15 protein-coding genes are annotated in these 21,081 nt (G+C 44.6%); 12 read left to right on the top strand and 3 right to left on the bottom strand.

Going from position 1 to position 21,081, the window contains the following annotated elements; all coding sequences use genetic code 11:
• Positions 1–149 precede the first annotated feature (149 nt).
• The gene (locus G588_RS0116690) at positions 150–725 is read left to right on the top strand and encodes a TetR/AcrR family transcriptional regulator (RefSeq protein ID WP_022779848.1); all 576 of its coding nucleotides are present in this window, start codon (positions 150–152) and stop codon (positions 723–725) included.
• 58 nt (positions 726–783) lie between these two features.
• Here G588_RS0116690 and G588_RS20770 read toward each other — a convergent pair whose 3' ends face one another.
• From G588_RS20770 to G588_RS0116675, 3 genes are all read right to left on the bottom strand, one after another.
• Positions 784–2,307, bottom strand: coding sequence for an AMP-binding protein (locus G588_RS20770; RefSeq protein ID WP_022779847.1), 1,524 nt, complete (start codon positions 2,305–2,307; stop codon positions 784–786).
• A gap of 20 nt (positions 2,308–2,327) precedes the next feature.
• Positions 2,328–2,567 carry an acyl carrier protein gene (locus G588_RS0116680; RefSeq protein ID WP_022779846.1) on the bottom strand — a complete coding sequence of 80 codons (240 nt, stop codon included), beginning with the start codon at positions 2,565–2,567 and terminating at the stop codon, positions 2,328–2,330.
• Between the two features lie 122 nt (positions 2,568–2,689).
• Positions 2,690–4,075, bottom strand: a complete 1,386-nt coding sequence (locus tag G588_RS0116675; protein ID WP_022779845.1) for a condensation domain-containing protein — start codon at positions 4,073–4,075, stop codon at positions 2,690–2,692.
• A 706-nt stretch (positions 4,076–4,781) separates the two neighbouring features.
• On the opposite strand from G588_RS0116675, the gene G588_RS20765 reads away from it, so the two are divergent.
• From G588_RS20765 to G588_RS0116615, 11 genes are all read left to right on the top strand, one after another.
• On the top strand, positions 4,782–5,774 hold the full coding sequence (locus G588_RS20765) for an Rpn family recombination-promoting nuclease/putative transposase (RefSeq protein WP_242830386.1): 993 nt from the start codon (positions 4,782–4,784) through the stop codon (positions 5,772–5,774).
• A 340-nt stretch (positions 5,775–6,114) separates the two neighbouring features.
• The gene (locus tag G588_RS0116660; RefSeq protein ID WP_022779842.1) at positions 6,115–6,471 is read left to right on the top strand and encodes a type II toxin-antitoxin system RelE/ParE family toxin; all 357 of its coding nucleotides are present in this window, start codon (positions 6,115–6,117) and stop codon (positions 6,469–6,471) included.
• Positions 6,458–6,730 carry a helix-turn-helix domain-containing protein gene (locus G588_RS0116655; RefSeq protein WP_022779841.1) on the top strand — a complete coding sequence of 91 codons (273 nt, stop codon included), beginning with the start codon at positions 6,458–6,460 and terminating at the stop codon, positions 6,728–6,730. Before G588_RS0116660 ends, G588_RS0116655 begins: the two co-directional genes overlap by 14 nt.
• Positions 6,731–6,837: 107 nt before the next feature.
• On the top strand, positions 6,838–7,212 hold the full coding sequence (locus G588_RS0116650; RefSeq protein WP_196805001.1) for a hypothetical protein: 375 nt from the start codon (positions 6,838–6,840) through the stop codon (positions 7,210–7,212).
• 61 nt (positions 7,213–7,273) lie between these two features.
• Positions 7,274–7,471 carry a hypothetical protein gene (locus G588_RS22600; RefSeq protein ID WP_196805000.1) on the top strand — a complete coding sequence of 66 codons (198 nt, stop codon included), beginning with the start codon at positions 7,274–7,276 and terminating at the stop codon, positions 7,469–7,471.
• 493 nt (positions 7,472–7,964) lie between these two features.
• Positions 7,965–16,193: a hypothetical protein gene (locus G588_RS0116640; RefSeq protein WP_022779838.1), complete on the top strand. Its 8,229-nt coding sequence runs from the start codon at positions 7,965–7,967 to the stop codon at positions 16,191–16,193.
• 234 nt (positions 16,194–16,427) lie between these two features.
• Positions 16,428–17,720 (top strand): hypothetical protein, encoded by a 1,293-nt coding sequence (locus G588_RS0116635; protein ID WP_022779837.1) that lies wholly within the window; start codon positions 16,428–16,430, stop codon positions 17,718–17,720.
• Positions 17,721–18,005 (top strand): hypothetical protein, encoded by a 285-nt coding sequence (locus G588_RS0116630; RefSeq protein ID WP_022779836.1) that lies wholly within the window; start codon positions 17,721–17,723, stop codon positions 18,003–18,005. It begins immediately after the preceding gene.
• A 15-nt stretch (positions 18,006–18,020) separates the two neighbouring features.
• Positions 18,021–19,295: a hypothetical protein gene (locus G588_RS0116625; protein ID WP_022779835.1), complete on the top strand. Its 1,275-nt coding sequence runs from the start codon at positions 18,021–18,023 to the stop codon at positions 19,293–19,295.
• Between the two features lie 154 nt (positions 19,296–19,449).
• A complete protein-coding gene (locus tag G588_RS0116620; protein ID WP_022779834.1) occupies positions 19,450–20,754 on the top strand; it encodes a hypothetical protein in 1,305 nt (434 codons plus the stop codon).
• Positions 20,735–20,995, top strand: a complete 261-nt coding sequence (locus G588_RS0116615) for a hypothetical protein (protein WP_022779833.1) — start codon at positions 20,735–20,737, stop codon at positions 20,993–20,995. Before G588_RS0116620 ends, G588_RS0116615 begins: the two co-directional genes overlap by 20 nt.
• The last annotated feature ends 86 nt before the right edge of the window (positions 20,996–21,081 follow it).

The raw sequence follows: 21,081 nt of genomic DNA, 5'->3' as shown, positions 1-21,081 counted from the left end.
AGGAAATTCCTCCGAATTTCCTATTAAACAAAAAACGCTCCGCTATGGATGCGCACTCGCGCGTAAGGTATATGTTGCATAAATGCAACCGCGCTCGGCGCGAGCATGCTGCGTGCGATATGCGGCTTGTTTTACAGGGGGAAATTTAGGTGAACGAACAGGACGAAAGATACGCAACAGCTGAAGATGCGATTTTCGATGCTTTTTTCCTGCTTCTTAAGGAGAAAGAGATCGACAGGATCACAGTGGCGGATGTGGTCAAAAAAGCGGGGCTGGTCAGGAGCACTTTTTACAACCACTACGAGAACGTGCCGGCCCTCGTGGCTGCGGCGGAGGAGAAGACGATTGAGAATATCTTTGGTCTGATGGAGAGCTTTCATCCGAAGGACGACAGGGCCATCTGCAAGTCTTTTTTCCTTGCGATCTGCAACTACACCAGGGAGAATCCCTTCCTGGCGACGCTTCTTGACAGCAGCAGGGGAGATGCTTTTTTTGAAAAAATGCTGCTGATGTTCGACAGGTATATGCGGCAGGTTACGGATGATGAGTCCTATCATATTCGGAATCGTGAGAGCGCGACGTATTTCATTGCGTCCGGGATCGGCAGTACCATCGGCGTGCTGCACAAGTGGTCTACGTCGGGGTTTGATGCGTCGGAGGATAAGATCGCGGATATTCTGACGCAGGTTTTTGTGACGGGGATATTGCCGGGACTGAGTAAGTGACAGGCACTTTAGTTAGTTAAAGTGCCTGTCACTTTAGGCTAGCAAAGTGCCTGTCACTTTAACTAACTAAAGTTTGCGCAGGGATGTCTTCAGCGGCGTACTGGCGCAGGATTTTGCGGGTGGTGTTACGACGGAAGGGGTTGTTTCTTATGATGAGATGGGCAATCCGTCGATAGGTGGGCACCTGCTTGTTGTAATCATCAAGGACCTTTTGGAGCTCTTTTTCCAGCTTCTCAGGGTCCATTTTCTTTTTTGATGCGAGTTCTTTGTCCGGGTAGATTCTGGCTGTGAGGCCGGTGCCATCGCCGGTTACGACGACTTCTTCAACGAGGGGATAGAGGGCGAGTTTGTTCTCGATTTCCTCGGGGGAGACGTTTTCGCCGTTTGACAAAATGATCAGGTTCTTGACGCGGCCGTTGATGAAAAGGTAGCCATCATCGTCAAGGTAGCCTTTGTCGCCGGTGTGGAGCCAGCCGTTTTCAAGGGCTTCGGCGGTTTCGGCGGGCATGTTGTAGTAGCCTTTCATGAGGCTGGTGCTCTTGACGAGGATCTCGCCGTTTTCAAAACGGACCTGGGCGTTGGGGAGGAGTTTTCCCACGGAGCCTGGTTTGTTGGCGGTGGGGGTGTTGGTGCTGATGACGGGGGAGCACTCGCTCATGCCGTAGCCCTGGTAGATGTTTACGCCAAATTCTTTGAATTTATCGATATAAAAGGGATCTAAGTGCGCTCCACCGGAAAAAACTGTGGTGAGGCGGCCACCGAAGACTTTGTTTGCCACGACCTTTTTTGGCAGAAGTTTGGCGGCGCTGCCGAGTTTTTTGTAGATGGTCTCGATCATCATGGGGACCATGAGCATGACTTCGGGCTTAAAGAGCTGCATGTTTTTGACCATGTGGAGAAAAGAGTCGTTGATGCAGACGGTGGAGCCCAGGGAGAGGCACTTGAGGTAGTCCATGACGAGGCAGTAGGCGTGGTGAGCGGGAAGGACGCTAAGGACGACGCGGCCGGGGAAAGAGTCGTATTCCACAGCTTCAACGTTGCTTAGGAGGTTCTTCTGGGTCAGCATGACGCCTTTGCTCTTGCCGGTGGTGCCGGAGGTGAAGATTATCATGGCGAGGTCGGCCGGGGCGGGGCCGGCTACTGATGTGGCTTTTGGGGCCTCGGCGCGGAGAGAGCTTAGGGTGCTCAGGTTGTAGGTTTTGTGGAGCTTGGGGCAGGCGGCGGTGAGCTTTTTTGCCAGATCCTGTTTGGTGGGATCAAGGAAAATAGCAGCGCTGTCGGACCTTGCGATGAGGTCTGCAATCTCTTCATCGGGAAGAAGCGGGTCGATGAGGACGGCGGTGTTTTTTCCCGAAGTTATGGCAAAAAAGGCTTCGATCCAGGGCTCTGAGCTGTAGCCGACGAGGGCGATGTGGTCTTGGCAGAAGCCTTCGGAATTGAGGGCGCTGCGTAGGCTCCCTACGTTTGCGGCAAAGCTCCTGTAGGTGATTTCGGATACGCCGTCCTTAGTGGGCCATTTGAGAGCCGGGATGGTGGGGTAATTCTGGGCGCAAAAATCAAGGAGTTCACGGATGGTTTCCATAGTCTTCCTCCTTACCCGGCTCAGGCGGTACGGCGGGCGGCGCCGATGAACTCGAGGGCCTGTCCGATGGTGGTGATGTCGCTGATGTTGTCGATGTTTAGCTCCACGTCGAAGTTGTCCTCCATGTCGCCGAGAAGGGACATGAAGTCGAAGGAGCTAAGGCCGAGGTCCTCTACGAGGCGCATGTCGTTGGTCATTTCCTCAGGGGTGAGGGTGCAGTACTGTGATAGGAATTCTTTGAACTGTTTTTCGTTTTTCATTTTTTCTCCTCCCGTTTGTAAAAAATTGGGGTCTGACCCCAATTTTGGTGCAGAATATCCGCTAGGCCAGGAAATATCGGCATTTGCGAAAAGGGTAATTGTGTCTAAAGTGTGAATTGGGGTCAGACCCCAATCTGGATTGCGGCGATAGCCGCAAGGGGATCGGAGATCCCGGCGAACATAATTCGCATCATGTAGTAGTAGAACAGCTCCATGTCGTGCTCGCAGAGCGCAGCAGTCTGGTAGTGGTAGGAAAAATTCAGGCCGCCGTCCTGAGTGTGAGTGACCGTCAGGTACACCTTCTTGGTGGCAGCGCCATTGGCGAACCACTTGAAGTAGAGCGGAATTCCCGACAGATCCAGGGCATCGGCGTCCACCTGCAGAGGCTGGTAAGTCAGGTAGCAGCTAACGTAGGTCGTGTCCTTAGGAGTGCCATAACGCTTGCGCAGAGCCTTCCTTATGAGCTCCGGATCGTAGCTGCTGTGAAGATAGATATTGTTCTGCGTAGCCTGAATCTGCATCGCCGCATCGAGGAAACTCGTATCGCCGCTTATGACCGTCCTGCAGGGGAACATAATCGTCCTGCTCCCGCCGCTCGTCCACTCATCCCTGGTGGCTCGTCTGGCAATGAAACTCTCGATGGTGATGTCCTCCTGACCGCCGTTTACCTTGGACAGGTAGCTTCGCATGGTAAGAAGCAGCAGATTGTTAAAAGAAATTCTTTTTTCCCTGCAAAAATCCAGGACCCTCCGAGTGGCCTCCGGCTCCAGCTTATAATCCTTCACCGCCACAAAAAGGTTCTCCGTCTCAATGTCCGCCGCCCGAAGCGAAGGATCACCATGAGCTTTCCTGGACGCCTCAAGCACACCGGGGCCTGTGATATCGGAGTAAAGCGGCTCCCCGTACTTATCCATCTGCTCCTGCCAGAACGCCTCATCTCTCGCACGCCTCTTAACATTCGAAGCCTTCGCAAGGTCCACCGCCAGCATCTGCTCAAAGCGCGCCAGCTCCTCAGGATAGTCTTTTCCATAAGCGTAGTGCGCGTACAGCGCCATAATATCCTTAACCATCACCGCCAGACCGCAGGAATCCAGGAGTCTATGATCCAAGTGGACAAAAAAACCATTGAACCCCTGCGGCAACATAACCATCAGGAACTCATACATAGCCCTATCATTTCCATCCAAAGCATCGTAGGCCATAGTCTGCAGCACATTGTCCGCTTCCTCCAGGCTCATGGAGGACAGATTCAGAATCTTGATGTTCTTTAGGACCTTTCGCTTAAAATACTGCCGAATCTCCCCGTTTTCATCAGGCTCGGTAAAACGAAGATTGAGGCAGTCATATCTTTTTGTCTCTTCATTGATACATTTGTGAAGCAGGCCAAAATCCAGCTCAAGCTGCACCGCCGCAACGATGCTAAGCCCGGATACCTGCTGGGTATGATACTGCCTGATCCAGTTGTAGTGCATGTTCTGGGCGGCAGTTAAGGGATACAGTTTTTCCATATTTCTCCTCCTCATCTAACTGTATGCTAAGTTATCACGGACGATATCACGTTTAAATGGGTTCGGAGAGTTAACAGACACATTTGAAAAAAGTGACTGACAGATAACGGACAGATTATGCGGAAGTGTTTGATATTCGGTAGTTTATGGTGACAGGCACTTTAGCGGAGAAAAGTGGAAAATTGGGGTCTGACCCCAATTTGGGGGTGGAATGGGCTGGAGTTCAGGAAATATCTGGGGTTCCGAAAATAGTAATTGTGTCTAAACTGTGAATTGGGGGCAGACCCCACTTTAGTAAAGTAAAATGTGTCCTAAAATTCACAATCTTTCGCATTTCTTAAGAATTTTCGATGGTAAATCTTAAGAATTTGCTGCTAGAATTAGTTCTTGGATATAAAAAAAGCAAAAATGCAATCTACTCCATCGTGAGTAACTTATCATGCTGACGGCGTGTCCAATTCGCTGCAAATCATTTTTTTCCGGCATGATGAGTGTCTTTCAAACACAAGGCCCATGGGGATTGTCATTACCCACCACCACGCACGAGCCATGACGCACATATGGCTGTTTCTGTGCTTTCTTAAGGTCACTCTTTTTTAGGGGACTGTCTTCAAACCTGTGGGCTGAGTGTTTTGTCTTGGAAAAAAGAAAATATCCGGCAGAAAGGAATACTATGCAAAACAATAACTTATCACAATTTTTTCCGATGATCAGATCCAGGTCGCAGATCCTGGCTGAAATAAAGAGCAGGTCCGAACTCAGTACCATATTTGAGAAATGGCCCACGGATCAGCAAGAGAGGTTTCTTGACATCTGCTCTGGAGCAAGAGGCTGCAAACTTCTGTATGATAGCTATTTCAAGGAGATTCTTAATCCTGAGACAACACCGGACAGGCTTTCGGAGCTTCTTAGTATTATTTTGAAAAGAAAGGTCAAGGTAAAATATCCTCTTCCCAATGACAATTCCCGTATCGGCGATGAACTGTCGCTTGTGATAACGGATATCGTTGTGGAGCTGGAAGACGGGTCAATTGCAAACATCGAAATCCAGAAGATCGGGCTTACTTTTACAGGAGAAAGGGCATCATGCTATACCGCAGATTTGCTACTTAGGCAATATAAGCGTGTCCGTGATGAGCGCAAAGAAAAGTTCAGTTACAAGGATATATGTCCGGTATATACTATTGTTTTCATGGAAAAAAGTCCTGCTGAGTTCAAGAAGTTCATTGATGTCTTCATTCACACTTTTACAGCAGAATCGGATTCCGGTCTAAAACTCAATATGCTTCAAAATATTATTTTTATTCCCGTTGATAATTATTTGGATAAACTTCATAATAAAGGTAAGATAGACGGAGAGTTTGAAGCGTGGCTGACCTTCCTTGGCTGTGATGAGCCTGAGTATATCATAAGGCTTATCAAGGAATATCCGTATTTCAAGTCTCTGTATCAGGACCTGTACAACATGTGTTTAAATGTGGAGAGGGTGATGGGAATGTTCTCTGAAGAGCTTAGGATTATGGATCGAAATACGGTGAAGTATATGATTGATGAGCTGCAGGATGAACTTGATGATACGAAGGCGGCGCTTGATAGTGCAAATGCTGCCATTGCGGACAAGGATGCTGAGATAGCTGGCAAGGATGCAATGATAGCGAAACTGCTGGCGGAGAATGAAGAGCTTAAGAAAAAGAAATAATTGATGTGGATGGTGGAGTCCTCGGCGCGTGAGTGCCGGGGGCTTTTTTTCGTGGGGTGAAGTGACAGGCATTTTAGCGGAGAAAAGTGAAAAATTGGGGTCTGACCCCAATTTGGGGGTGGAATGGGCTGGAGTCCAGGAAATATCTGGGGTTCCGAAAATGGTAATTGTGTCTAAACTGTGAATTGGGGTCAGACCCCACTTTCAGAGCAGGTTGTCACAGTCTGTGGCAAGGAGGCGTAATCGCCGGACAATCCCTATAACTGGCGCCATGCGTGGATTGACTGGAAACGTTGACTGGAAAACTATCAGGGAGTAAAATATTCCCAGAAAGGAATAAATGATTGTAGAGTTCTATAAATTGGAAGATGGAACAAAACCCGCAGGTATATTCATCAAATCCATTGAAGACAATAAGCTTAAGGCAAAAGTCATACGGAGTACCAAATTGCTTGAAGAATTCGGAACAAGCTTATCAGAGCCGGATTCGAAAATGCTGGAGGATGGCATTTTTGAGCTAAGGTCAATTCAAGGCAAAGATATTGCCAGATGCCTATATTTCTTTACAGTAGGAGATAAAGCGATAGTGACAAACGGGCTTATAAAAAAGACAGAAAAGACCCCTCGGAGCGCGATAGCCCTAGCCAAGAAGTATCGGTCAGATTACGAAAGGAGGATTAAGGATGGGAGATATTGATGAGTTGTTAAATGAAGAACTCAAAGATCCTGAATTCGCAAAAGCGTGGGAGCAAACCGAGCTTGAGTATCAGATTAAAAGGATGCTGATTTCTGCACGAATTGAGAATAATATGACACAGAAGGAATTGGCGGAAAAATCCGGCGTGCGGCAGTCGAATATCAGCCGAATTGAAAAGGGTGTATGTGTACCGACACTTACTACGCTGAACGAGTTGGCGAAGGGATTAGGAAAAAAACTGAGAATCGAATTGATATAAATTGATGATAAATAAGGTTGAAGAGCCTGAAAGAATATAGCATTTTTGTGGCTAAAGTGCGAAAATATATAGAAGAAGCATCTTTGGCACAAAATCGAAATGGGATATTGACCATAGAGAATGATAAGAGAAATGTCTTGATAGAGAAGGCTGTCGGAAAAGCTATCGATGAGTGCATAAAGGATGATGTTCTTAAGGATTTCTTCATTGAGTACCGGAAGGAGGTCATCAGGATGGGAGCTCTGGGATATAGTGCACAGCGGCATTTGCAGGCTGTGGTTGAGGAAGCAAAAGAGATCAGCTTGGAGCAGGGCATGCAGATAGGAGAGAAGAAGGGTGTAAAGCTCGGTATAGATATTATTAATCAGCTGAATTGTGCTTTGGCGGCTGCTGGCAGGAATGATGATATAATCAAGGCGGCAAATGATCCGGAATATCAGTTGAAGCTGATCAGGGAGCTTATTGATAAGGATTATGGTTAAGGCAGCAGTGAATAAGGCGTTGGAAGATATGCCTAAGGATTTTCAAATCAGGGAATTCCTAATGGCACATAGAAAAGAGGTGGAAGGTATGCTGGATACAGAATACAATGAAGCTGAGGTAAAAGAGTTGTTTGTGGCAGATGGAATCAGGAAAACCGTTGCTATTCTTAGGGACCTGGGCCACTCAGATGAAGAGATGCTGGATGCGATAATTAAGCAGTATGATTTAAAGCAGGAAGAGGCAAAAAAGTATTTGTAAATAATTGATTTTAGTTGAAGCCTTCGGCGCGTGATGCTCCGGGGGCTTTTTTCGTGGGGTGAAGTGACAGGCACTTTAGGGGGATGAAGTGACAGGTACTTTGGCAGGGTAAAGCGATGAAGTGGATATAATTCGGGAGGGGGAGGGGAAAAAATGGGGTGGGGAGGGGGAGGGGAGAAAAATTATCGAAATTTAATTAAGATAACCCCGAAATTTTCGGATTTATAGATTCTTTAGAAATTGGGAGATGGGGGCGGAAAGCAGGCGCAGAGCGGAGTGAGGAAAATATTTTATGATTTGTTTATATATATTTTGTATTTCGTTAATGGTATTTGGTGGTGGCGTTTACGATAATTGATGTGTAGCAGCTCGTAAGGGACGAGGCAATTTGTGTCTAGGGACGAGATCGAATTGTTTTTGCGAGCCGGCGATTCTAGACAATGGCCATTAAGCTGAAATGGCCGAAATGTGTGTGTGAAAGGAGAAACTAAATATGAGAAGTAAGCTATTTGGAAGGCTGATGAGCTTTACCTTGTCAGCAACAGTAGCACTGACTTCGGGTATTCCTGCCCTTGCCTATGACGGCGGAGGCGGCGATTTGCCTGAAGAAGATGTTGAGCTCCTGGAAGAAGAGGTCGTTGAAGAAGACCTTGAGGAAACAGGGGCTATTTCTGATGCAGAGGAAATTGTTCTCGATGAAGAGACTGAAGAGGAAGTGTCCTTTGCTGAGGATGAAGAGGATGCAGAATTTGAAACCTATAATGATATTCCTATTAGATTAACTGTGGGATCAAATCTTACACTCCGAAGGAAGGTTGGAGACAGTTATGGAAATGCAATCACTAGTGGAACCGGGTACCTTACATCTGACATAGATCATGTATTTTATCTTGTTCCGGCTTCCACGTATTCGATTACTGATACAGCACCTGTCACACTGAGTTATCAAAATTTCAACGGAGTAGTAAAACATCAGGACGGTGCTGATGATGAGACACAGCCTGGATACAAAATAGAAAACGATACAACGAGCTATATTTTAGGCGAAGAAAATGAGGATGGCTCTGTTGCTATTACAATCCCAGCATCTTTCCTTCAAGAGAAGGTTCTTGGTGGAATGCTTCTAAAGGATGGTAGTTGGGCGCTACATGATGACGATTCAACAGAGTATGCGGTTGAGCTCGCAATCAATGTTGCCAATGCTGCTCCTGGAAAATATCCTGTAACCGTAGAAAAGGGTGGAAAATATAATCTTAATACCCTGGTTCCTAGTGCATATAAAGCGCCAATAGCTGGCGATTACAGCTTACAGCTTGCTGGTAATAACGGAATCATAAACGGCGGTGACAAGGCGACGATTGCTGCTGGTGGAATTCAGGCCACTGACATTAAATTAGAAGTAATCAAGCCAGATGGAACTATTGATAAATCTTATAGTGCTGTGGAAGCTTCTTTCGCAGCTGATGGATCAGGACTTCTTCCTGGTATGACCTATGATGTAGACGGAGCAGGTGCCACAGATGCAGTTCCTGGAACAGGTAAAGTTATTTTAGCTGATGCATCTTCGTGGGGAATTTCTGGTAGTGCGACTCTTACTGGAAGTCCATCTCCTATAACCAAGACTCTTTACGTTGCTAATAACGTTATAACTTACGCAGCTTCAAATCACTACACTATAAAGATTACTCTTGGCAAGGACGAGCATCAGATCAAGAAGTATACTTTGACAGCTACAGATACAGACCTTATCAAGTTTACAGTAACTGGTACAACTTGGGATAAGGACAACAAGACATTCGTAGCTTATGGAGAAGCAACTGCTGATGATCTTACAGTAGCTCCTTCTGTAAAGAAGGCTGCCAATGCACAGACTGGAGTTGACCCTTCAGGCTTTAGAAAAATTGGCAAAGCTTATTACAAAGTAGCTGGACATGAAGAAGTTGAGCTTAGTAATCCATATACTATTGATGATACAGCTCTTACAGGAAATGTTACTGTTACTGCTTATACAACAGAAACAGTACTAGGCCCTACAACTGAGCCTGCTGAATATAGCATTTTTAATGCGGACGGATCTGAATTTGATTATACAGCTCACGAAGATGTTAAGACTGGTTCAGCATATAGTTTCACAATAGCAACAAAACCAGGTTATGCATTAGCTGATGAGAATGCTGTAACATATCGTCTTGGAAATGGAACAAGAGACCTTGCACCTACAACATCTGCCAAGAATGGTGAGACAGTATATACAATCTCAAATATTACAGATACCATTACATTGAATATTGCAACTGTTTCGGTTGGACAGAAGCATAATGTATCTGTTAAGAATACAGATCCAGCTATTCCGAGTACCATTAAAGTAAGAAGTGATGATACTACTTGGACAACCATTGATGATAATCCGGGTACTACTCAGGCTCTTGCAACTGATGGAGAAATCTTATACTTCCAAGTAACTCCCAGTGCGGGCAACACAATATCCTCTGTTTCATATACAATAGGTGAATCGGGAACAAAAACTTCTGCTATCAAGGTAAATAATTCTATTTACCGTACTCAGGCAGGAGTAACTGACGATATTGTTATTGAAGCAACAGAAGTTGCTGTATTCAATGCATATGGTCCACGGAATTCAAAGGCAAAAGTATATGTAACTATTGAGGGCAAGGAAGTTGAACTTGATCCGACAGTAGGCACAGAGATTCGCGCAAATACTAGCCTATACTTCAGAGTTGAGACCACAGCTAGCAATGTAGAGATTGATGATTTCAAGCCAGCAGTTGATGGTATGCAGATAAGCTATTATGCAGCTGCTTCAAGAAATGGCAGTGAGGATTATACATCTGGAACACAGGTAAACATTACTGATGCAGGAAATGGTTCACTTAATTCATCAGTTGTGACCAATAATATCTTCTTCGTAGTATCAACTGTTACCAACCATGAATATGGTAAGGATTTTGTTGCATATTTCAATGGAACACCCAATAACTATGTTAAAGATAGTGTAAATGAAAAGGCAACAGAACTTTTAGGCCAGTCACTTACATTGGCACAATTTGAAGATGAAACATTAAGCGTTGACTTCTATCCAAGCACAAAGATTGTTATGGATGGGAATAAGCTTAGTCCAGCTCCTGCTACATCTCCTGCAAATCCTAGTGCTTTAACACCTGATGCAGTTAATTGGGAAGTAGTTAAGGATGAAGCAGCTAAGGGACAGATTGCAGATTTTACAGACGGCGACAGTAAGTTGTATACATACTATGATTCTAATCCATCAGGAAGTACTATATACAAGCCATTCAAAACTGGAACAGATAGTATTGTTGCCACTGCTACAAAACGTGACGGTGCATATAATACCGATAGTTATACAGCAACATTACCTCTGACAGTTAATGAAGCATATACCGATTATCAGATTAAGGTTGTTGCAGATGCTGCAGCAAACTGGCCTTCTGTTGCGGGAAACGATGCAGCTGATGCAACTGAAATAACAACTTACAATAAAGCAGGTTCCCTTGATCCCTTCTTTACAGTAGAAGGTAAGAGTGGACGCACAGGCAAGTGGGTTGATTTAGGTAACATTCTTTATTCTGCAGGAACTGTTACATCGGCGATTGATTCAATTAAGTGGTCTGCGACTCCTGATCAAACAGGAGCTGTTGCGGCTCTTTATACATTAGCTACCGGTGGTGACGAACAGGCAACTATTAGTTCCGCAGCTGTTCTATCCGATGACATTTCAGACATTGAAGTGACCGCAAAAATCACATTGTTTGATGGAACAAAGGTTACAAAGAAAACAAACATTAAATACGTAGATAAGACTTTGGGTTATATCGTTGTTCCTAAGGTAAGCGTTAAGAATGGTTCCGAATACTTAGGCCAGACAGAGGTAGCCGATGGTGAAGGATCAGATGCAGGTATTGCTCTTCAGAAGAGTGGCCTCATGAGCGAAGCAACCGTATCTTATCGTGTATTTGAGAAGACAGCATTGGGTTCGGCAATAACTGCAGCTAATCTTGATACAGAGTATGAGATTGCAACTGAGCTTGCAAAAGCAAATCCTAGAGTTAAGGAAGTAACAAATGTTGTATTTGCAGATGATACAGCTATCATAAACGGCTATGGTACTGCAGATACTTCAGATTTTAATGCATTTGGAAAGACTTCTGATTTTTATTCAAAGAAATATGCGACTGTTTCTGGTGCAAATGGAACATACACCATAAAGGCTGGTCTTAAGACTGGTATTGATAAGACTAACAGTAATGCCATTATCTATGCAGCATTTGCTCCTACACTCACAGTTAATGGTGTAATTGTACCTTCAGCTCCTGTTTATTTCACAGTCAATGATTCTTTTGCAGCAACTGACCTTATCTTTGTATTGACCGATTCAGAGAACACATACAAGGACGATAAGAATCAGACTGTTGTTACTGTACAGAAGCTTACAGGATACCTCACTGAGTATACTGATGTTCAGTATCTGAGTGGCGGAGTTGAAACTGGTCGTGTAAGACCTGGTGTCATTGCAGGATCGAAGATCAAACTTCCTACAAAGGAACAACTGGCAACTACAACAGCATCTAACAGAGTACTTGTAGGATTTACATCAGGTGGAAATCATTACGCACCAGGTGATGAGTTTACAGTTCCTACTGCTACAACTACAACAATAACAGCACAGTGGGAAGACAAGTATGTTCTTGAGGGAATATATAACAAGAACAATAAGGAAATTGATGAGGATGGAGTAGTAACATATGGTGCTCTCGTAGCTGGTTGGGATGGAAGTAATGACCAGGCAGGTACAATTAGCGCTACGGGTACTATACCTCTTATCGGAAAAGTTCGAACAGCAACAGTTATGCTATCTGAGACAGCGTTAGCAGCTGATGCATTATTGCCTGCTGATGATCAGCAATATGATGGAATGTCCGCAGGACAGATTATCTATTCAGATGCCTATGTTGAAGAGGGTATTAGTGTTGAGTATGCTGCAGGTGCTACGACTGATGAGAAGGCAGCGTTGACAATAAGTTCAAATAAGAGAGTACTTACTGGTGTTTCACCCATAGCAAGTGTGCCTCTTGTAGTAAAGTATACTGTTGGAACAGATGTGTTTAAAATGCAGACTACAACAACACCATTTACTGGTGCAGCAAGTTTTGCAGTTACTGATGCTCCTGCATATGTAATTACAAAGCCAACAAGCATTCCTAACTATTATGTAGGACAGATTGAAGAAGCTCTTAATGTAACAGTTAAGAAAAATGGTGGAAATCATGGTTTAGCTAAGAGTGATGTTGTTATTACATCTACCAATTCTTCTGTTCTTAAAGTAGAGGTAGGAACTCCTTCAGGAGATAATGTTCCTTTACTGCTGACACCTCTTGCAACAGGAACAGCAACTATTACAATGGGAATCAAAGACTCTCAGGGTGTAGAAGCTGCTGAAACCAAGTCATTTGATGTAACAGTTAAAGATGAAGGATTTAGATTCGTATTCTATGCAGAAGACGGAAAGACGAAACTTACATCACTTGATGTACACGCTGGCGCAACTGATAAGTTTATTATCCGTGCTGAGAAGAACGGTGTAGCTGTATCTGATATTGTAAGCTGGGCATTTACAGGAGATGGTGAGGTTATAGGAGATGGCGTAAATCCTGTTGGTTCACCTATTGCTGCTCCTTCAGCACTCAATGAAGATGACGGATATGGAAAGATTGTTACTGTAACTGCAGCTAATGTATTATCATCTGAAGGAAAAGTTATAGCAACAATGAACAGCGCAACTGTAAGTAATTATAAAGCTGAGATTCCGGTTCGTACATACAGAACAGTAACATTTGCTGAGAAATTAGGCGGAACTTTTGGAGATCCTGGAGACGTCAAAGAAATCCTTGTTAACGGAAAAGCATATACTGATGTTAAAGGAGATCCTATTCCTTATCCTGTAAAGGTATTCGAAGAAGACTTGAATGCTGATGGAGAAGTGAAGATAGCTGTCGATAATATTTCAGCAACTTATACACAATCAACAACAGAGGCTAAGTCATTTAGCGGATGGACAGCAACTGCTAGCTTACCGGCTGTTACTGTTCCTACTAAGACTGGTGAATTCCTCTTTGCAATGAATACAGACAGGGTAATTAATGCAAACTTCGCAGATGCAGACGTTACATTTGAAGGTATTACAGAAGGAAGAACCATTGTTCTTGATCAGACAGATAAGAACGCACTGTTTGAACAGTTTAACCTTCGTGTAGAACCTTACAATTCAAGTAAGGGAATAAAGGTTATTCCTGAAAAGAAGGGATTCTATACACTGGTAAGTGGTGAGCCTACTTCTATTACTCCATATACACCTATCGCTGCAACATCTGTTCCTACTGCCGGAGTAGCTATTGTAGACACTACTGTTACACAACAACGAAGAGTAGACAAGTTCTACATTGGTGTAGTTGAGAACACTGCAGGTTATACAGATGTGACTGTTGCTGCAGGAGATTACAAGAAGACATTTAAGCTTGTTTCTGTAGGTGCTGATTTTGCAGATCCTACTGATGTAGCAGTTGATGAGATTCTCAGATATGTAGACTATGATCCTGCTAAGGGCGCATACACAGTTACTCTTGATGCACGTAATGTTAAAGCAGAGGCAGGTGGTCATCAGGTAAATCAGAGAGTATTCTTTGATGAAGAAGGATTACCTTTCAGAACTGGTGTCATCAAGCTTACAAACGGCGATGGAAAGTCATATCTGGTTGACAAGTACTTGCTTGTTTATGGCGAGACAAATGGTGCATTTAGAACTGTAGAAGGCAAGAAGTATTTTGTAGACGCTAATGGCGTTGCAACAGTTGGAACTTTGGCAACTACATCTGATGGAAAAACATACCTCTTCAGAGAAGATGGTTCCATGGTTCAGTACTTAGACAAAGATGTAGTTAATGGCAAGATCCTTGTAGGCGGAACAGAATATGAGATCGCTTCTGATGACACTGCGACAGTAGCCGATGTTCGTTATGCTCCTACTGTAAAGTTCTCAGAGTGGCCTGAGAGCTGGAAGAAGGGATCATCATATCCTACAATCACTTACACTGTATCTTATACATCAGCTAAACAGGGTAAGACAGTTGAGGATAAGACAGAGTACCTCGCAACTGTAACAAGTGATCCTACAACAATCGACGATAGCACAAAGAAGGTTACATTTACTGCAACAGCAACCCTTACAGGCTTCTGGGCTGATAAGGATGGCACAAAGGCTGCTGCTGACGTTAAGGATGATAAGACATATCTGTTCCTTGATGGCAGTGACGAAAGCGAAGAAGTAATCGAGATCTCTGATGAAGAGAGCGACATTGCAATCGCAGGCCTTAAGGATGAGTATGATTACACCGGCGGCAAGATCATTCCTGTATTCAGAGTATATGATGGCGCTACAGAACTTGCTAAGGGTGCCGATTACACAGTATCCATTAAGGATAACAAGAATGTTGGTACAGCTACAATTACAATCGTTGGTAAGGGCAACTACACCGGCAAGTCACTCACAGCTTCCTTCAAGATTGTTGATCGCAGAGCAGAGCTTACAACAGAAGAAATCGCAGCACTTGATGAGATTAAGGGCGTTAAGCTTGATGTTAAGAAGTATGTATACACCGGAAAGCCTATCTATCCTTCATCAATTACAATTAAGGATGCTTCAGGCTCGAAGACATATACATATGATGAAGATGCTGAGAAGTACTTAAGTGGTTCTGATGAGCCTAACGCAGTTATCACAGTATCTAACAACATCAATGCAGGTACAGCTAAGATTACTGTAACAGGTAAGGACAATGCTAAGGGCAAGGCAACATCCAAGTCTGCATCCTTCACAATTACCAAGGCTCCTCTTGTATTAGGTAAGGATGGCAAGGATCTCGAAGTTGCACTTGATCCTACAGAGATGCAGTGGCAGGCTAAGGGCGCTGAGCCTACAGCAACAGCTACATGGAATGGAGAAGAGCTTCTCCAGAATCAGGACTTCACAGTTAAGTACGTTGACAACAAGAAGATCGGCACCGCATCTGTAACAATTACAGGTAAGGGCAACTTCTCAGGTTCAGTTAAAGCAGCAGCTACATTTACAGTAGCAGCACTTGACCTTGAAGCCGCTGATCCTCAGTTCGAGATCGTTGCAACAACAGCAGCAGCCGGAGTTAAGGCTACAGCAGTTAAGGCAACAGTGCTCGACGCTAAGGGCAACGTAATTCCTGCAGGCAAGTACAAAGTAACTGTTAAGGATGAGACCGGAGCAGTTGTGACTGGAAAGCTTGAAGGCGAGAAGCCTTACACTATTGAAATCAGCAAGAAGAACGACAAGGTAACCGAGATTAATGATAAGGTTGCTTCCATCGATGTTACAACTGGTCTTGACTTTGCAAAGGCTAAGACAGCATTTAAGGTTAAGAAGTACACCAAGTATTACACAGGAAATCCTGTAGTATTCGAGGATGACGATGACTTTAATGCAGCAGTAGCAGTAACATACAAGGGAACAGCACTTACACTTGGTGAAGACTTCGAGATCGTTGGATATACAAACAACGTTAAGAAGGGCAACATGACAGTTACTCTTGCAGGTAAGGGTAAGTACAGTGGAACCAAGACCTTTAAGGTTAAGATCTCCGCTAAGAAGCTTACAAAATAATTAAACAAGGTTCCACCCTATTTGAACTTCACAACACACCATCAATCAAATAGGTAAAGAAGCCCTACCCGGATCGTCCCGGGTAGGGCTTCGTATTTTGCCCAAAAATTTTTTTCCCAAACCTAAAAAAGTGTCATTCGTCCGATTTCAGATACCGTTCGTCAGAAAATCAACAATTCCTTTTTTCCATAGGTTATAATGCAGTATATTCCAAAATAAAAGGAGTCTACGAACATGAGCCATTTCAGCATCAAGCCTGACAGTATCAGGCCTCATAGCAACACTTTTATAAATGCTTCGGGAAAACTCAGACAGTACTCGGGGGAGATCACTTCCATTATGGGAGAACTGGACGGGAGCCTTGCGGAGGTGAAGCCGTCTCTTGAGGTTCTGGCGAATCAGACGATGGAAGAGTCTAATAATCTTAATAAGCTGGGGAGTGCTCTTACTCAGATCGTCACAGCTTATACCACTGCAGAATCGAATATTACAGGCAATATGAAGGGCGCAGGATCGGGCGCGAATGTGTCCAGGAATGCGGATAACTCGAGGGACGGTGATTCAGGACTGTACGACAGTGACGGTCAGTACGGCGGCAATCAGATGAACTTCGAGAAGCATGATGATGTGCATCATTTCCTGTGGTTTGACTGGGGAAAAGATCTGGCTCTGTACGAGTTTATTCGTCAGCATCCGGGATATGAGAATCTGACGGATGAGCAGATCCAGAAGCTGCTTGAGGATTATACCGGCGGCGGCTGCGGATGGGTGGCTGATGCGAATACTCTTTTTGCCGAGTTCGAAGGAAGGGAGGATGAGTTCGAGAAGATATTTGGCTTCCCTATGTATGACAAGAACGGTGAATACAATTATGACATGCTGGCAATCGATTATTATCTGGAGACGAAGAACAAGTTCTATATAGGTGATAATGATGTGGAGGGCGCGGATGCTCTTGCGAATTCGATCTACAATTACTACGACGAGAACCAGGCTGAGTTCAAGCAGAAATACGGAATCGATCTGTATGATCAGAACGGCAATCTTACCAACGATGCGTGGAACAAGATAGAAGCTGAGAGAGATGCTATGATTGATCAGGCGGAGGCGAATGGCAGCGACGTTGTTGTATATGACAAGGATCAGGTTGGAACGGTTGCTGATGAGAGATCGAACAGAATGAATCATTATCTGAGGGAGAGGGGAATTGATTCCTATTCTTACAGGGATGCAACACACGATTCACCGGCAGATATTCAGCAGTCTCTTAATAATGGCCAGACACCTACTATTGAGGCTATTAATTTCAATCTGTATGATGAGAACGGCAATAAGGTTAATTCCAAGCCTATCGGATGCCATGCGATGGTTATCACAGGGGTTACACCGGATGGAAAATATATCGTTTCTTCCTGGGGTGAGAGATACATTTTTGACCCGAATGAGAAGAGCCCTACGGGCGGATCTACAGTCCAGAGCATAACGGTTAATGATATTTATGATGATACTAAGGCAGAGGTGAAGTAAATGAGTACAGAGGTTAAGTCTGCAGGACATGTGCATTGCAAGTTTGTGAGTGAAAAAGATGGTGTGATGGTGTTTAAGGGGATTGAGGACGAGGTTACCTATGTGGTGCCGAGGGAGTGCCTTAAGGAGAGCGTTATCAATCCGGAGACGGTGTATAGTGTGAGCTACAGGGAGAGGCATAAGACGGTTCGTGAGGACGGAGCGGTGTGCTTTGAGAGGTGTGAGGTTATTTCGAGGGAGAGGTTTATGGCGAAGGTGATTGGGCCGGGACCGAATGGAAGATAAAAAGAGGAGTTTTGTATGAGTGTTTTTAGTATTAAGCCGGATAGTGTAAGGCCGTATGGTAATGTACTGATTGGGTCGGGAGAGAAGCTGAGGCAGTATTCGGGAGAGATTACCACGATTATGGGAGAGCTTGACGGTAGTCTTGAAGAGGTGAAGCCGTCGCTGGAGGTGCTGGCGAATCAGACGATGGAGGAGTCGAATGCATTAAGTAAGCTTGGTGATGCGCTTACTCAGATTGTTACGGCTTATACGAGTGCGGAGTCGAATATTACCGGGAATATGAATGGCTCGGGAAAAGGCGGAAGCGGAAATGGGCCGATTGACGATGATGAGGCTAAGGACGGATCGTCTGAACTCTATGATGGTGATGGACAGTATGGCGGAGATCAGATGAACTTCGAGAAGCATGATGATGTGCATCATTTCCTGTGTTTTAACTGGGGTAAAGATCTGGCTCTATATGAGTTCATTCGTCAGCACCCGGGATATGAGAATATGACGGATGATGAGATCAAGGCTATGCTGGAGAGCTTTACAGATGGCGGTTGCGGCTGGGTTGCAGAGACGAATATGATCTTTGCGGAATTTGAGGGAAGGCCGGAGGATTTCGAGAAGACTTTTGGCTTTCCTATGTACGATGAGAATGGCGATCTGAACTATGATAAGCTTGCGATTGACCTGTATCTGTCGACGCAGGGCAAGTTCTACATAGGTGATGATGATATAAAGGGTGACGCTGCTCTTAACAGTTCGATTTGCTCTTATTACAAAAAACATCCTGATGAGTTCAAGCAGAGATACGGAATCGATCTGAAGGGCGCAGACGGTAAAGTTACTGACGACGCCTGGGATAAGATATGTGAAGAGGGTGATGCTCTGAAGGAAGATGCCAAGAGTAAGGGACTTGACTATGTAGAGTATGACAAGGATCCCACAGGAACAAACTATGCTGAGAGAGAGAACAGAGTGAAGCATTACCTGGCAGAGAGAGGAGTAGATTCCTACACAACAAGGGATGCTACGGGGGCTTCTGCTTCTGATATTCAGACTGCGATTGATAACGGAGAGACTCCGATCATTTCGGCTGCGGAATTTAATCTCTATGATGAGCAGGGAAATAAGATCAATCAGGATCCTATCGGAGACCATGCGATGGTTATCACGGGGGTTACGGCTGATGGTAAGTATATTGTTTCTTCATGGGGGGAGAGATATATTTTGGATCCGAATGAGGTGAGAGCGGATGGATCGTCGGTGGTGAAGAATATTAAGATTGATGATATTTACTAAATTGGCGTGATGGGCTGTAGTATTTGGCGAAGGGAGAGATTTTGTTAGGTTACCCGGAAGTATATGAAGTGAGGTAGATTTGGGGAAGTGTCAGGCCGGGGCCAGACACGTGTGGATACCCGTGAGGTTATGGAATGAGGAAGGTTAGTGTTGAATGAGTGTTTTTAGTATAAAGCCGGATAGTGTAAGGCCGTATGGTAATGTGCTGATTGGGTCGGGAGATAAGCTGAGGCAGTATTCGGGAGAGATTACCACGATTATGGGAGAGCTTGACGGTAGCCTTGAAGAGGTGAAGCCGTCGCTGGAGGTGCTGGCGAACCAGACGATGGAGGAGTCGAATGCATTAAGTAAGCTTGGTGATGCGCTTACGAGGATCGTGGCGGAGTATACCGGGGCTGAGTCGAATATTATGGGAAATATGAATGGCTCAGGCGGAGACGGGTACGATATCCACGATAACAACGGAGCTCAGGATGGACAGTCAGATCTCTATGATGATAAGGGGCAGTACGGCGGCAATCAGGATGCTTTTTGGGACCGTAATGATGTTCATGAATGGTGGTTTCTCAGATGGGGAAAAGACTGTGATCTGTATGATTTTATTCGACAGCATCCGGGATATGCGGATATGACGAATGAAGAGATCGAGGCTCTTTTAGATACTTTTGCTGATAATGGATGCGGCCTGGTTGCTGAAACGAACATGATTTTTGCTGAATTCGAAGGAAGGCAGGAGGAGTTCGAGAAGGCGTTTGGTTTCCCTATGTACAACAAGAAAGGGGAACTTAATTATGAGATGCTGGCTATGGATTATTTCCTGTCGACTAAGGATAAATTTTACATAGGTCCTGATGATCAACAGGGATTAAACGCTCTTTCTGATTCTATCTACAATTATTACAGACATAATCCGGATGAATTCAAAAAGAGATATGGATTTGATTATTTTGACTCCGATGGAAATGTCACTAGCGATGCCTGGAATAAAGTTCTGGATGAACGAGATGCTATGGCTGAAGATGCCAGGAGAAACCAAAGGGATTATGTAATTTACCGCAAGGATGAAGTGGGATCAACGCCTGATGAGACTATAAACAAGACGAATCGTTATCTTAGGGATAGGGGAATTAATTCATATACAGCGACATCTGTAAAGGGAGCTTCGCCTTCGAGTATTAAGAAAGAGCTTGAAAATGGCAAGACACCGATTATTGCTGCAAGAGAATTTAATCTCTATGATGAGAATGGCGTTAAGATAAATAAAAAGCTCATCGGAGACCACGCAATGGTTATTACGGGTGTTACCGATGATGGAAAATATATTGTTTCTTCCTGGGGAAGGAGATGTATTCTTGATCCCAATGAGACGACAAGCGACGGAAATTCGATTATCAAGACTCTGTATGTAACTGATATTTATGATGAAGGGAGAATGAGAGATGGAAACAACGAATTATAAGGCAGGACATGTACTGTGCAAGTTTGTAAGCGAGGGAAATGAGGAGCTTACTTTTAAGGGGCTTAATGATGAGGTGATCTATGTGACACCGAGAAAGTGCCTGTGGGAGAATACTATTTATCCTGACAGTACTTACTGCATTAGCTTCTGGGAGAAGAATAAGAGGGAGAGAGAGGACGGCTCGGTGTATTTCGAGGTGTCGGAGGTTGTGTCGAAGGTTAGGTTTATGGCGGGAGAGTGAATGGAGGAAGTGGTTTCCCGGAAGGGTATGATGTGAGGAAGACTTGGGGAAGTGTCAGGCCGGGGCCAGACACGTGTGGTGACCCG

Origin of the sequence: Butyrivibrio sp. AE3009, from assembly GCF_000420845.1 — a bacterium.
In the GTDB taxonomy this organism is placed as follows: domain Bacteria; phylum Bacillota; class Clostridia; order Lachnospirales; family Lachnospiraceae; genus Butyrivibrio.
Note: the sequence above shows the minus strand (reverse complement) of the source record. Positions and strands in the feature narration are given on the sequence as shown.

What these genes read in the sequence shown, in the direction of transcription:
- G588_RS20770 (WP_022779847.1), bottom strand. Translation starts at nt 2,307, where the DNA reads ATGGAAACCATCCGTGAACTCCTTGATTTTTGCGCCCAGAATTACCCC.
- G588_RS0116680 (WP_022779846.1), bottom strand. Translation starts at nt 2,567, where the DNA reads ATGAAAAACGAAAAACAGTTCAAAGAATTCCTATCACAGTACTGCACC.
- G588_RS0116675 (WP_022779845.1), bottom strand. Translation starts at nt 4,075, where the DNA reads ATGGAAAAACTGTATCCCTTAACTGCCGCCCAGAACATGCACTACAAC.
- G588_RS20765 (WP_242830386.1), top strand. Translation starts at nt 4,782, where the DNA reads ATGATCAGATCCAGGTCGCAGATCCTGGCTGAAATAAAGAGCAGGTCC.
- G588_RS0116660 (WP_022779842.1), top strand. Translation starts at nt 6,115, where the DNA reads ATGATTGTAGAGTTCTATAAATTGGAAGATGGAACAAAACCCGCAGGT.
- G588_RS0116655 (WP_022779841.1), top strand. Translation starts at nt 6,458, where the DNA reads ATGGGAGATATTGATGAGTTGTTAAATGAAGAACTCAAAGATCCTGAA.
- G588_RS22600 (WP_196805000.1), top strand. Translation starts at nt 7,274, where the DNA reads ATGGCACATAGAAAAGAGGTGGAAGGTATGCTGGATACAGAATACAAT.
- G588_RS0116640 (WP_022779838.1), top strand. Translation starts at nt 7,965, where the DNA reads ATGAGAAGTAAGCTATTTGGAAGGCTGATGAGCTTTACCTTGTCAGCA.
- G588_RS0116635 (WP_022779837.1), top strand. Translation starts at nt 16,428, where the DNA reads ATGAGCCATTTCAGCATCAAGCCTGACAGTATCAGGCCTCATAGCAAC.
- G588_RS0116630 (WP_022779836.1), top strand. Translation starts at nt 17,721, where the DNA reads ATGAGTACAGAGGTTAAGTCTGCAGGACATGTGCATTGCAAGTTTGTG.
- G588_RS0116625 (WP_022779835.1), top strand. Translation starts at nt 18,021, where the DNA reads ATGAGTGTTTTTAGTATTAAGCCGGATAGTGTAAGGCCGTATGGTAAT.
- G588_RS0116620 (WP_022779834.1), top strand. Translation starts at nt 19,450, where the DNA reads ATGAGTGTTTTTAGTATAAAGCCGGATAGTGTAAGGCCGTATGGTAAT.
- G588_RS0116615 (WP_022779833.1), top strand. Translation starts at nt 20,735, where the DNA reads ATGGAAACAACGAATTATAAGGCAGGACATGTACTGTGCAAGTTTGTA.